This is a genomic window from Halomonas cibimaris, from assembly GCF_055379665.1.
In genome coordinates, this window is sequence record NZ_AP043828.1 from 1,992,689 (window position 1) to 2,005,304 (window position 12,616).

A 12,616-nucleotide genomic window follows, 5' to 3' on the forward strand; every position below is an offset into this window, starting at 1 on the left:
TGACCGGTTACGACAAGAGGCGTATTAATGAGCATGGATATTGCCGTGGCGGAAGGCAGCGTCGAGCGCCTTTCTCTGCGTGACTACACTGAAAAAGCCTACCTTGACTACTCGATGTACGTCATTCTCGACCGTGCGCTGCCCCACATCGGCGACGGGCTCAAGCCCGTACAGCGCCGCATTGTCTACGCCATGCGCGAGCTTGCGCTGTCGGCCAGCGCCAAGCACAAGAAATCCGCGCGCACCGTGGGCGACGTGCTGGGCAAGTTTCATCCCCACGGCGACAGCGCCTGCTACGAAGCCATGGTGCTGATGGCCCAGCCGTTTTCCTACCGCTATCCGCTGGTGGACGGCCAGGGCAACTGGGGCAGCCCGGACGATCCCAAATCGTTCGCCGCCATGCGCTACACCGAGGCCAAGCTGTCGAAGTTCGCCGAGGTGCTGCTCGCCGAGCTTGGCCAGGGCACCGTGGACTGGTCGCCCAACTTCGACGGCACCATGCAAGAGCCGGACGTGCTGCCCGCGCGGCTGCCGCACATTCTATTGAACGGCGGCACCGGCATCGCCGTGGGTATGGCCACGGATATCCCGCCGCACAACGTGTCTGAGGTGGTCGAGGCGACCTGCCATCTGCTGCGCCACCCCGAGGCGACCACCGCAGACCTGCTGGACTACCTGCCGGCGCCGGATTTTCCCACCGAGGCGGAAATCATCACCCCGCGGGCGGAGCTGGCCAAGCTTTACGAGGCCGGGCGCGGCTCGGTGAAAATGCGTGCGCGCTTTGCGCGGGAAGATGCCAGCATCGTGGTTACCGCGCTGCCCTATCAGGTCAGCGGGGCCCGGGTGCTGGAGCAGATTGCCTCTCAGATGCAGGCCAAAAAGCTGCCCATGGTCGCCGACCTGCGCGACGAGTCCACCCACGAAGAGCCCACGCGGCTGGTGATCGAGCCGCGCTCGGCCCGAGTGGACGTCGAGGCGCTGATGGCGCATCTGTTTGCCACCACGGATCTGGAAAAAAACGTCCGCGTCAATTTCAACGTCATCGGCCTGGACGGTCGCCCCCAGGTGATGGCGCTGCCGGAGATTTTGGGCCAGTGGCTTGCGTTTCGCCGGGCCACGGTGCGCCGTCGGCTGGAGCACCGACTGTCCAAGGTAAATGACCGCCTGCACCTGCTGGAAGGGCTGCTGGCTGCCTTTCTCAACCTGGACGAAGTGATTCGCATTATCCGCGAAGAGGATGCGCCCAAGCCGGCGCTGATCGCCGCGTTCCGGCTTTCCGAGCCCCAGGCCGAGGCGATTTTAGAGCTGCGCCTGCGCCATTTGGCCAAGCTCGAAGAGATGAAGATTCGCGGCGAGCAAGACGAGCTGGACAAAGAGCGCAAGCGCCTTGAAGGGCTTTTGGGCAGCGAGGCCAGACTGACCACCCTGATGGAAAAAGAGCTCCGGGCGGCAGGTAAAGAGCACGGCGATGCGCGCCGCTCGCCGCTGGTGGAGCGCAAGGAAGCCCGGGCGCTTTCCGAGGTGGAGCTGCTCGGTGCTGATCCGATCACCGTGGTGCTGTCCGAGAAAGGCTGGATCCGCGCCGCCAAGGGCCACGAGATCGACCCGGCGGGGCTTTCCTACAAGGCCGGCGACCGCTTTGCCCTGGCCGCACGGGGCAAGACCAACCAGCCGCTGGTGCTGCTGGACGACACCGGGCGCGCCTATACGCTGGCCGCACACAATTTGCCCAGCGCCCGGGGCCAGGGCGAGCCGGTGACCGGCCGGGTCAACGTGGCCGCCGGTGCACAGATGGCCGGCGTGCTGCTGGCGCCGCCGGCGCAGCGTTTTTTGCTGGCCTCGGACGGCGGCTACGGTTTTATCACCGAGCTTGAGCGTTTGACCAGTAAAAGCAAAGCCGGCAAGGCCGCGCTGACGCTGCCCAAGGGCTGTAGCGTGCTGGCGCCGGTGGCGCTGCCGGCAAGCGAGGCGCCGTGCTGGGTGGCAGCGGTTTCCAACGAAGGGCGGCTTTTGCTGTTTGCGCTCGACCAGCTGCCGGAGATGACCCGGGGCAAGGGCAACAAGATGCTCGATATTCCCGCTGCCCGGGCGGCCAGCCGAGAAGAGTTCGTCCGCGATATCGCCGTGCTCACCGAAGGTGACGCCCTTGTTGCCTATGCCGGCAAGCGCAAGCTCACGCTCAAGCCCGCCGATCTTGACTACTACCGCGGCGAGCGCGGCCGGCGCGGCAACAAACTGCCCCGAGGCCTGCAGCGCGTCGACCGCCTGCAGCGCCAGCCAGCCGATCAACCCAAAGGATAACCCCATGAACCGTAATGCACTGGTGTTAACGCTGCTGGGCGAGTCGCTGCCCGAGGCGCTGATGGCCCGAGTAGACACGCTGGTCAGCCGCTACGCGCTATACGCCTCGGCGCACCGCTGGCTACGCCATGACACCGCCGCCGCCCCGGGCCGCGCCGCCTGCCTCGCCGTTGAGCTTAGCGGGCCGGCGCTTGCCGGCGGCCGCGTGGACGTAGAGGCGCTGCGGGAAGAGGCGCTGGCGCTGGGTCGCGAAGAGGGCGTCGACATCGCCATCCAGGCGGCGGACGAATGGCGCGGGCACCGCCGACTGGTGTGCTTTGACATGGACTCCACGCTGATCAAGACCGAAGTCATCGACGAGCTGGCACGCCGCCACGGGGTAGGCGATGAAGTGGCGGCCATTACCGAGCGTGCGATGCGCGGCGAGCTGGATTTTCAGCAGAGCTTTCGCGCGCGCATGGCCCGGCTTGAAGGGCTGGATGAGGCAGTGCTTGAAGACATTGCCGCTACCCTGCCGCTGATGGACGGGCTGGAGACGCTGATGGAAGGCCTTGCGCGCTACGGCTACCGCACAGCGATTATCTCCGGCGGCTTTAGCTACTTTGCCCGGCACCTGCAAAAGCGCTTCGGCTTTGATGAGGTGCACGCCAACGAGCTGATCATCGCAGACGGCCGGGTGACCGGTGAGGTGCGCGAGCCGATTGTAGACGCGGCGCGCAAGGCTGAGCTGCTCCAGGAGGTCGCCGCGCGCCACGATCTCAAGCTAAGCCAGACCGTGGCCGTGGGCGACGGCGCCAACGATCTGGAAATGCTCGCCCGTGCCGGGCTTGGCATTGCCTTTCGTGCCAAGCCGCTGGTGCGCCAACAGGCCCGCCAGTCGATCACAACGCTGGGGCTGGACGCCGTGCTGTTTCTTATGGGCCACGGTTGCGCGGAGCGGGCGGATACGCCGGCCGGTTAGCTGTCGCCTTTGCCCGGGTGCGGTACGGGGTTGTCGCCGACTTCTTCGTCGCGCAGCTCAAGCGGCTCGCCTCGGGTTTTATCGGCGCGTTCAAGCTTCATGTGCAGCCCGGTTTTGGCCAGCAGGTGGGCGCTGACCGGGGCTGTGATAAACAAAAACAGCGTAATCAGCATTTCTTGAACGTCCGGTGCGCCGTGGCGATGCCAGAAATACAGCATCGAGGCCATCAGCATGCAGCCGATGCCGATTGTGGTGGCCTTGGTCGGGCCGTGCAGGCGCATGTAGAAATCCCGAAGGTGCGCCATGCCCAGCGAGCCGATAAAGGCGAACACGCCGCCGGCGACCAGCAGCAAAGATGCGGTAAATTCGACCAGAGTGCTCATTCGATGATGTCTCCGCGCAGAATGTACTTGCAAACCGCCACGGTGCTGACAAAACCCAGCATGGCGATCAAAAGCGCCGACTCAAAGTACGTTTTGCTGTCCAGCCACAGCCCAAGCAGGACGATCAGCGCAATGGAGTTGACGTACATGGTGTCCAGCGCCAGCACGCGATCGGGCAGGCTTGGCCCCACCGCCAGCCGATACAGGTTCATCAGCAGGGCCATGATCACCAGCGCCAGCGTAACGGGAAGCGCGATGCTCAGCATTCGTAGATCTCCTTGAGCGGTGCTTCGTAGCGCGTGCGAATCTGTGCCACCAGGGCCTCCGGATCGTCGATGTCAAGGGCATGGATCAAAAGCGACTTGCCGTCCAGGCGCAGGTTGGCCGACACCGTCCCCGGCGTCAGGCTGATGGTGCTGGCCAGCAGGGTGATGGTAAAGCGCTCTTCCAGCATCAGCGGGTATTCCACAAAGTGCGGGCGCATCTTGCGCCACGGGTTGATGATCAGATAGGCGACCTGGAAGTTGGCAACGACGATATCGCCCAGTACCCGCAGCACAAAGCGCAGCAGCCGCCAGGGCTTTTGAATATGCGGCCGGCGATCCATGAAGCGATAACACACCAGCGGAATCACCACGGCCAGCCCGCCGCCCAGCAGTATGTGCCCCAAAGCGATGCTGCGCGTCAGCAGCAGCCAGACGACCAGCAAAAGCATAGAGAGAAAAGGCGTAGGTAGAAAGCGGCGTGACCGGATCATGGGCGATCTCCTGTGGCGGGCAGCAGCGTATGAATAAGAACGTCGGGATTGGCCAGCTGCTGGGCGGCGGCCCGGGTGTAGTCGCTTACCGGCCCGGCAAACGCCACCAGCACCACCGGCGCGACGGCCACCAGCAGGATAACGCCGGCCCACTGGGCTCGGTGCAGAGCCTCGCCGCCGGGCGTGCCGCGGTGGCTGGCCCAGAAAAACGTCGACCCGGCGCGGGAAAGTGCCACCAGAGAGGCAAGCCCCGCCAGCAGCAAAAGCGGCCACAGCCACAGCCGCTCACTGCCTTCGGCGGCGTTGAGCAAAAGCGCCTTGCCCAGCGCGCCGGAGAGCGGAGGAATGCCGGCCACGGTTACCCCGCCGATGAAAAACAGCAGGGCCAGTCCGCCGCCGGCCGCCATGGGCCGGCCCTTGACCAGCCGGGTGCCGGCTTTGCCGCGCTGGGTGCCGATCATCGCGGCCAGCAAAAACAGCCCGCCGGTGACCAGGGTGGTGTGGACCAAGTAGTACAGCAGGGCAGAAACGGCCTCTGGCGTACTCATGCCCACGCCGGCCAGCAGCGTGCCGACCGAGATGAGCACCAGATAGGCCACCATCAAGCGCAAGTCCCGGGTGGCAAGCACGCCCATGGCGGCCACCACCAGCGTGCCCAGGCCCAGCCACCAGACCCAGGGCTGCTCCAGGGCGGCAAGCCCGCCGGCCTGCTCGCTGAAGATCAGCGTATACACGCGCAGAATGGCGTAAATGCCCACCTTGGTCATGATGGTAAACAGCGCCGCCACCGGCGCCGGCGCGTAGCCGTAGGCGCGCGGCAGCCAGAAATACAGCGGCAGCATGGCCGCCTTTAGCCCGAACACCACCAGCAGCATTAGCGCGCCGGCGGTGACCAGCCCTTCGCGCTCGGCGGGCAGCTCGGCTATGCGCAGCGCCATATCAGCCATGTTGAGCGTGCCCGTGGCGCCGTAGAGAAGGCCCACGGCAATAAGGAAAAGCGACGAGCCGGCCAGGTTGAGCACCACATAGTGCACGCTTGCCTGAATCTTGGCCTTGCCGCCGCCGTGGAGCAGCAGCGCGTAAGAGGCCAGCAGCAGCACCTCGAAAAACACAAACAGGTTGAACAGATCCCCGGTTAAAAAGGCGCCGTTCAGGCCCATCAGCTGCCACTGGAAAAGGCCGTGGAAATTGCTGCCCTTTTCATCGTCGCCGCCGCAGGAATACACCACAGCACCCAGGGCAAGCACAGAGGTGGTCGCCACCATCAGCGCCGAAAGGCGGTCAAGTACCAGCACGATGCCAAAGGGCGGCTGCCAGCTGCCCAGCGCGTAATAGGTCACCCCGTCCGTGGCTGCCCGGTAGAGCAGCATGGCGGATACCAGCACAAGCGCCGCCGTGGCCGCCACGCTAATGAGGCGCTTGACCTGGCTTACCCGGCCCAAACGCTTGTAGAGCAAGAGTATCCCCGCCACCAGCGGCAGCACCACGGGCAGAATAATCAGATGCTGGGTCATTCGTGATCGTCCTTTTTACCGTCAACGTGGTCGTTACCCACTTCGCTGCGCGCCCGCATGGCCAGAATGACCACAAAGGCGGTCATGGCAAAACCGATGACGATCGCGGTGAGCACCAGCGCCTGGGGCAGGGGGTCGGCATAGTCTTTGGCCCCGTTGATAATCACCGCGCCGTGCGTTGTCAGCCCGCCCATGGAAAAAAGAAACAGGTTGACCGCATAGGAAAGCAGCGTCAGCCCCACCACCACGGGAAAGGTGCGTCCGCGCAGGGTCAAATAAAGGCCACAGGCGGTGAGAATGCCGGTGGCAATGGCGTACAGCGCTTCCATCAGGAATCCTCCTTGCCCTGGGCGGGCGTGGTGGCATCGGTATGTCGTGCCGGGGCATCGGGCACCGGGCGATAGGGCGTGGTGACCTTGCCCAGATTGGCCAGAATCATCAGCGTGGCGCCGACCACGGCCAGATACACCCCAAGATCAAACAGCAGCGCTGTGGCCAGCTCGAACCCGCCGATCAGCGGCAGCGAAAAGTGGCCGAACGCCGAGGTGAGAAACGGCTGGCCAAAGGCCCAGCTGCCAAGCCCGGTCAACGTTGCCGTGGCAACGCCGATCACCGCGACGGGCTGGAAGGGGAAGTCCAGACGGTGCTGGGCCCAGTCCACGCCGCGCGCGATGTAGATCAAAATCAGCGCCACGGCGGTTACCAGTCCGGCAATAAAGCCCCCGCCGGGCTGGTTGTGGCCGCGCAGAAAGATAAACGCAGAGACCAGCAGCGCCAGCGGCAGCAGCGTCATGGCAATGGAGGTGAGAATCGGCGGGTAGCGATCCGGCGACCACAGCCGGCCTTCCACGTCGCTGTGGGGCATGAACAGCCGCAGGCGGTTGAGCAGCTTGAAAATCGCAAGCCCGGCCAGCGCCAGCACGGTAATTTCGCCCAGGGTATCGAAGCCGCGGAAATCCACCAGAATCACGTTGACCGCGTTGTGGCCGCCTCCGCCGGGCACGCTGTTGTGGAGGAAAAAATCAGAAATCGATGCCGTAGCCCGGGTCAGCACCGCGTAGTTGAGGCTCGCCACCACCAGCCCCAAAGCGCTTGCCAGCAGAATATCGCGGACGTTGCGCATCGGGGTTGAATCACGCGGGGTGCGCTGGGGCAGAAAAAACAGCGCCAGCATCAGCAGAATCATGGTGACCACTTCTACCGACAGCTGGGTCAAGGCCAGATCCGGCGCCGAGAAGCGAGCAAACGTCAGCGCCACAAACAGCCCGACAATGGACAGCATCAAAAGCGAAATCAGCCGGAAGCGATGGGTCGCGGCGGTGGCGATGCCGCCAAAGATCAGCATGGCCGCGCCAAACAGCACCACGCCGTCCACCGGCTGGTTGCCAAGCGCGCCGGTCAGCGGGGCAATTTTTGCCAGCCCGATGACCCCGCCGACCACCGCGGACAGCAGCAGAAACGCCATATAGCGCTGCAAAGAATGGCCTTCCAGCCAGTCAAGCGTGCGCTCTGAGCCGTGCTTGCAGGCCAGTATCCCGCGTTCGAATACAAAGCGTGCGTCCAGGCTGCCAAACTGGCCAAGAAAACGGCGCATGTCGTCGTGACGCCAGTACATCAGCCCGCCGCCGGCCAGCGCCACCGCGCTCATCGCCAGGGGCAGATTGAAGCCGTGCCACACGGCCAGATGGAAATTCAGCGGCTCAAGCAGCACCGCCCGGGTAGCCAAATCCAGCAGGCCGCCGGCGAAAAACGACGGAAAAATCCCCACCAGCACGCACAGCGCCACCAAAAACTCCACAGGCACGCGCATCAGCCGCGGCGGCTCGTGGGGCGGTTTGGGCGGCATCTTGCGCGGGGGTTTGAAAAACACCGCCCAGGCCAGGCGCAGCGAATACGCCACCGAAAGCACCCCGCCCAGGGTGGCCAGCACCGGCATAAGCCAGCTCAGCCCGGCGAGAACCGGCGTGTTGAGCGCCTCGGCAAAGAGCATTTCCTTGGAGAGAAAGCCGTTGAGCAGCGGCACGCCCGCCATGGCCGCGGCGGCCACCGACGTCAGCACCGCCATTACCGGCATGGTGGTGCGCAGCCCGCCCAGGCGCTTGAGCTCTCGGGTGCCGGTTTCGTGGTCGATAATCCCCGCGCTCATGAACAGCGCCGCTTTGAAAGTGGCGTGGTTGACGATGTGAAACAGCGCGGCAAGGATCGCCATGGGACTGCCGATGCCCAGCAGCATGGTGACAAGCCCCAGATGGCTTACGGTAGAAAACGCCAGAATGCCCTTGAGATCGGTTTTGAACAGGGCAAACCAGGCCCCGTATAGCAAGGTGACGGCACCGGTGAGCGAGACCAGCACGGTCCACAGCGCGTCATCACCGATGGCCGGGTGCAGCCGCGCCATGAGAAATATGCCGGCTTTTACCATGGTGGCCGAGTGCAGGTACGCCGACACCGGCGTGGGCGCGGCCATGGCGTGGGGCAGCCAGAACTGGAAGGGGAACTGCGCCGATTTGGTAAACGCGCCCAGCAGCACCAGCACCAGCATGGCCGGATAGCGCGGGTCGGCGGTGATGACCGCCCCACGGCTGAGCACTACGTTCATGTCGAAACTGCCGGCAATATGTCCCAGCAGCAGCACCCCGGCAAGCAGGGCAAGCCCGCCGGCGCCGGTTACCGTCAGCGCCATGCGCGCGCCTTTGCGCGCCGCGCTCTGGGTGGTCCAAAAGCCGATCAGCAGAAAAGACGCCAGGCTGGTGAGCTCCCAGTAAAGCCACAGCAAAATCAGATTGTCGGCCATGGCGATGCCCACCATGGACGCCATGAACAGCACCATAAAGGCGTAAAAGCGCCCGAACGGCTCGTTCTGATCAAGGTAGAAATGGGCGTAAAGCAAAATCAACAGCCCAATGCCTAAAATCAGCAGGTTGAACAAAAGCGTCAAGCCGTCCAGCCGCAGCGCCAGATCAAGCCCCAGCTGGGGCAGCCAGCTTGCACTAAAGCGCAGCGACTCACCGTCGGCAAGCGCGGGCACCTGTAAAAGCGTCAAGGCAAGTGCAAGGGCGGGTAGAAGGGCAGTGGCAAGCGTGCAGGCCGTACGCCCGTAGCGCGCGGTGAGCACAGGCGCCAGCACGCCGGCAAGCGGCAGTAAAGCGATCCATAGCAGTGTCATGAGGTAATCCAGCGGTTAAGTATCATCGTGGCGGCCGGGTATAGGGCGTGGTGACATGGAATAGATGACATAGATCGATAACCTGACGTTAGTGACAGAGCCAAAGGGCCTTGTCAGCGGCTTTATGGCGCAAACCCTTAAGCGTATCAGCTGAGCTACGTTTGGGGAATTTTAGGCGCAGGGTTTGTTCTGCACGGGGCGAACGCCCGAGCCGCGGACAGCCGCGGGCCACAGGCGTTGACAAAATCTGCCGGGGCTGATTGTCTAAGGATATGCACACTGCCATGACGCCTATCTTACTGGACCTACGACTACTGCGCGCTCGTCTCTGACGATATCGGAGGCGGGCCGCGCCGCGTGCGCTTTTTACACGCACTGTTTACACGCACTGTTTACACGCACTGTCGTTGGTGGTTACAAGGTAAAATCGTCATGGAGTTCAAAACGTTGCACCCCTGTCCGAGTACGTCTTCCTGCACGCGCCGTAAAAAAGCAGCCCACGCCTTTTGGCGGCGCGCTGCAGCCGCTGTATCCGCCCTTGCCGAAAGCGTCGCGCAGGCAAATGCACGCCTTAACGCCTCTTCAGCCTTCGCGTTGAAGAGGCGTTTTGCGTGGACACTCGCCCGCACCGGCTATACTTGCGGTGCCGTTTTTCGTTTGTTTTTCTTCCAGGAGAGCCGCCATGATGTTGTCTGATCCCGCGCAAAAATACCGCCCGTTCGTCGCCGTCGACCTGCCGGATCGCCGGTGGCCGTCCCGGCGCATTGAGCACCCGCCCATCTGGACAAGCGTCGATCTGCGCGACGGCAACCAGTCGCTGATTGACCCCATGGATCACGAGCGCAAGCAGCGGCTGTTCGATACGCTGGTCAAAATCGGCTTCAAGGAAATCGAGGTGGGGTTTCCCTCGGCTTCGCAGACCGACTTTGACTTCGTGCGCTCGCTGATCGACGAGGGCAAGGTGCCTGACGACGTGACCATCCAGGTCCTCACCCCGGCGCGCCCGCATCTGATCGAGCGCACCTTTGAGGCGCTCAAGGGCGCGAAAAGCGCCATCGTCCACGTGTATAACGCCACCGATCCGGTGTTTCGTCGCGTGGTGTTCAACGTCGACAAGGAAAACTGCGTCAAGATCGCCCGGCAGGCGACCCGCCAGATCCGCGATGCCATGAACGCCGCGCCGGAAACGAACTGGACGTTTCAGTACTCGCCGGAACTTTTCACCACCACGGAGCTGGATTTTGCCGTGGAAATCGTCGAGGCGGTCATGGACGAATACCGGCCGACCACGGCCCAGCGTATGATCGTCAACCTGCCGGCCACGGTGGAGTGCGCCACGCCCAACCACTACGCCGACCAGATCGAGTGGTTCTGCCGCGAGGTGAAAAACCGCGACGCGCTTATTATCAGCCTGCACCCGCACAACGACCGCGGCACCGGCATTGCCGCCGCCGAACTTGGCCTGATGGCCGGCGCCGACCGGGTGGAAGGCACGCTGTTCGGCAACGGCGAGCGCACCGGCAACGTGGATCTGGTCACCGTGGCCATGAACATGTACACCCAGGGCGTGCACCCGGGGCTGGATTTTTCCAATATTACGCCGATCATGCGCGAAGTGGAGCACTGCAACCAGCTGCCGGTGCACCCGCGCCACCCCTACGTGGGCGATCTGGTGTTTACCGCGTTTTCCGGCTCCCACCAGGACGCGATCAAGAAGGGCATGGCCGAACGCCGGGCCAACCCCGACGCCGTCTGGGAAGTGCCGTACCTGCCCATCGACCCGCTGGACGTGGGCCGCAGCTACGAGGCGGTGATCCGCGTCAACAGCCAGTCGGGCAAGGGCGGGGTGTCCTACCTGCTGGAAGAGGAGCACGGCGTGGTGCTGCCGCGCCGGCTGTCCATGGAGTTCAGCCAGGTGGTGCAGGAAGTCGCCGAGCGCACCGGCCGCGAGATCACTTCCCAGATGATCTACCAGGCCTTCAGCGACGAATACCTGGAGCGCAGCGCGCCGTTTGCGCTGGCCAGCCACAGCATGGCCTCCGAGCCGGACAGCCCCCGGGTCACGCTGCAGGCCACGGTGGACCTTGACGGCGAGCGCAAGACCCTGGCCGGCGAAGGCAACGGCCCGCTGGCCGCCTTCGTGCATGCCCTGGCCGGTGCCGGCCACGAGGTGGAAATCATCGACTATCACGAGCACTCCCGGGGGCAGGGCACCGACGCCGAGGCCGTGGCCTATGTGGAAGTGCGCGTGGGCGGCAGCGCCGTGTTCGGCGTGGGCATTGATGAAAGCATCACCAGCGCTTCGATGAAGGGCGTGCTCAGCGCCATCAACCGCCACCGCTCGACCAGCGCGCCGGCGGCCAACGTTACCGCGGAAACCCTGGTGTAGCTCAGACTCGCCGGGCCTGCCATATCAACCGGTGCTCGTTAGCGGGCGCCGGTTTTTGTATGTTTACCGTGTAGTTGGCTACTGCTGTTTGCCTGCGGGCTACAGCGGCGTTTTGCTGGGCTCGCCGGGGATCTCGCGCACCAGCCTGGGCATTAAAAAGCCCGGCAGGCGCTCGCGCAGTTTATCCACGAGTTCGCGGGCCTCGTTGTCGCTGACGTCAAAGTGCGCCGCTCCGGCCACCGGATCGAGCACGTGCAGGTAGTAGGGCAGAATGCGCGCGTCGAACAAACGCTCAGAGAGCGCTTCCAGGGCGGCCACGCTGTCGTTGACTCCGCGCAGCAGCACGCTCTGGTTCAAAAGCGTCACCCCGGCGCGCTGCAGCCGGGCGCAGGCGTCGATCACCGCACTGTCGATTTCTTTGGCATGGTTGATGTGCAGCACCATTACGGTTTGCAGCCGGGTGCTGCCAAGCCAGCCGAGCAGGGCGTCGTCGACGCGGTCGGGGATGACCACCGGCAGGCGGGTGTGAATCCGCAGCCGCTTGATGTGGCGGATGCTTTCCAGTTCGCCCACCAGCCACGCAAGCTGTTTGTCATTGGCCGCCAGCGGATCGCCGCCGGAGAAAATCGCCTCGCGGATGGAGGCGTCTTCGCGCAGATAATCCAGCGCATCCTGCCACTGGGCCCGGGACGGGGCGTTATCGGCATAGGGAAAATGCCGGCGAAAGCAGTAGCGGCAGTTCACCGCGCAGGTAGGGCTTGCAATCAGCAGCGCGCGGCCGCGGTATTTATGGATCAGCCCTTGGGCCGGGCGCTGCTCGGCTTCTGCCAGCGGATCGGTGACAAAGCCCGGCGCGGCGCGCGCTTCTTCGCCCAGGGGCAGCACCTGGCGCAGCAGCGGATCACCCGGGTTGCCGGGCGCCATGCGGGATAAAAACGCCTCGGGCACGCAGGTTGCAAACAGCGCATCCCCGGCCCCGGCGCCGGCCAGCCAGGCGTCATCCAGCGCAAGCCGGCGGCACAGCTCGGCGGGGTCGCGCACGGCCTGAGAAAGCTGGCGCTGCCAGGTGCTGCTCGCCGCCAAAGCCTCGGCGCTTTCGTGGGCAATCAAGGTGTTGTCCTGCAAAAAATCCCTCCTTCGGGTTA

Annotated in this window: 10 protein-coding genes; 3 read left to right on the top strand and 7 right to left on the bottom strand. The window is 64.1% G+C overall.

Going from position 1 to position 12,616, the window contains the following annotated elements:
- Window positions 1-27 precede the first annotated feature (27 nt).
- Window positions 28-2,301 carry a DNA topoisomerase IV subunit A gene (gene parC / locus ACZ415_RS09235; protein WP_344702167.1) on the top strand — a complete coding sequence of 758 codons (2,274 nt, stop codon included), beginning with the start codon at window positions 28-30 and terminating at the stop codon, window positions 2,299-2,301.
- Between the two features lie 4 nt (window positions 2,302-2,305).
- Window positions 2,306-3,262, top strand: coding sequence for a phosphoserine phosphatase SerB (serB, locus tag ACZ415_RS09240; protein WP_344702165.1), 957 nt, complete (start codon window positions 2,306-2,308; stop codon window positions 3,260-3,262).
- On the opposite strand, the gene ACZ415_RS09245 is transcribed toward serB, so the two are convergent.
- The 6 genes from ACZ415_RS09245 to ACZ415_RS09270 are packed head-to-tail and all read right to left on the bottom strand — an operon-like array spanning window position 3,259 to window position 9,082.
- Complete coding sequence (locus ACZ415_RS09245) at window positions 3,259-3,645, bottom strand: Na+/H+ antiporter subunit G (RefSeq protein WP_344702163.1); 387 nt, start codon at window positions 3,643-3,645, stop codon at window positions 3,259-3,261. The genes serB and ACZ415_RS09245 overlap by 4 nt on opposite strands.
- Window positions 3,642-3,911: a K+/H+ antiporter subunit F gene (locus tag ACZ415_RS09250; protein WP_344702161.1), complete on the bottom strand. Its 270-nt coding sequence runs from the start codon at window positions 3,909-3,911 to the stop codon at window positions 3,642-3,644. Before ACZ415_RS09250 ends, ACZ415_RS09245 begins: the two co-directional genes overlap by 4 nt.
- Entirely contained in the window at window positions 3,905-4,402 is a 498-nt protein-coding gene (locus ACZ415_RS09255) for a Na+/H+ antiporter subunit E (RefSeq protein ID WP_344702159.1), read from the bottom strand. Before ACZ415_RS09255 ends, ACZ415_RS09250 begins: the two co-directional genes overlap by 7 nt.
- Window positions 4,399-5,916: a monovalent cation/H+ antiporter subunit D gene (locus tag ACZ415_RS09260; protein ID WP_344702157.1), complete on the bottom strand. Its 1,518-nt coding sequence runs from the start codon at window positions 5,914-5,916 to the stop codon at window positions 4,399-4,401. Before ACZ415_RS09260 ends, ACZ415_RS09255 begins: the two co-directional genes overlap by 4 nt.
- Complete coding sequence (locus ACZ415_RS09265; RefSeq protein ID WP_344702155.1) at window positions 5,913-6,245, bottom strand: Na+/H+ antiporter subunit C; 333 nt, start codon at window positions 6,243-6,245, stop codon at window positions 5,913-5,915. The genes ACZ415_RS09260 and ACZ415_RS09265 overlap by 4 nt, the downstream gene beginning before the upstream one ends.
- Window positions 6,245-9,082 (bottom strand): monovalent cation/H+ antiporter subunit A, encoded by a 2,838-nt coding sequence (locus tag ACZ415_RS09270; protein WP_344702153.1) that lies wholly within the window; start codon window positions 9,080-9,082, stop codon window positions 6,245-6,247. The genes ACZ415_RS09265 and ACZ415_RS09270 overlap by 1 nt, the downstream gene beginning before the upstream one ends.
- A gap of 682 nt (window positions 9,083-9,764) precedes the next feature.
- Here ACZ415_RS09270 and leuA point away from each other — a divergent pair.
- Window positions 9,765-11,471, top strand: coding sequence for a 2-isopropylmalate synthase (gene leuA, locus ACZ415_RS09275; RefSeq protein ID WP_344702151.1), 1,707 nt, complete (start codon window positions 9,765-9,767; stop codon window positions 11,469-11,471).
- A gap of 99 nt (window positions 11,472-11,570) precedes the next feature.
- On the opposite strand, the gene epmB is transcribed toward leuA, so the two are convergent.
- A complete protein-coding gene (gene epmB / locus ACZ415_RS09280; RefSeq protein WP_344702149.1) occupies window positions 11,571-12,596 on the bottom strand; it encodes an EF-P beta-lysylation protein EpmB in 1,026 nt (341 codons plus the stop codon).
- Window positions 12,597-12,616 lie beyond the last annotated feature (20 nt).

Excerpts from the sequence above, each read along its gene's own strand:
- ACZ415_RS09250 (WP_344702161.1), bottom strand. The coding sequence starts at position 3,911 with ATGCTGAGCATCGCGCTTCCCGTTACGCTGGCGCTGGTGATCATGGCC.
- serB (WP_344702165.1), top strand. The coding sequence starts at position 2,306 with ATGAACCGTAATGCACTGGTGTTAACGCTGCTGGGCGAGTCGCTGCCC.
- ACZ415_RS09260 (WP_344702157.1), bottom strand. The coding sequence starts at position 5,916 with ATGACCCAGCATCTGATTATTCTGCCCGTGGTGCTGCCGCTGGTGGCG.
- ACZ415_RS09270 (WP_344702153.1), bottom strand. The coding sequence starts at position 9,082 with ATGACACTGCTATGGATCGCTTTACTGCCGCTTGCCGGCGTGCTGGCG.
- ACZ415_RS09265 (WP_344702155.1), bottom strand. The coding sequence starts at position 6,245 with ATGGAAGCGCTGTACGCCATTGCCACCGGCATTCTCACCGCCTGTGGC.
- leuA (WP_344702151.1), top strand. The coding sequence starts at position 9,765 with ATGATGTTGTCTGATCCCGCGCAAAAATACCGCCCGTTCGTCGCCGTC.
- parC (WP_344702167.1), top strand. The coding sequence starts at position 28 with ATGAGCATGGATATTGCCGTGGCGGAAGGCAGCGTCGAGCGCCTTTCT.
- ACZ415_RS09255 (WP_344702159.1), bottom strand. The coding sequence starts at position 4,402 with ATGATCCGGTCACGCCGCTTTCTACCTACGCCTTTTCTCTCTATGCTT.
- ACZ415_RS09245 (WP_344702163.1), bottom strand. The coding sequence starts at position 3,645 with ATGAGCACTCTGGTCGAATTTACCGCATCTTTGCTGCTGGTCGCCGGC.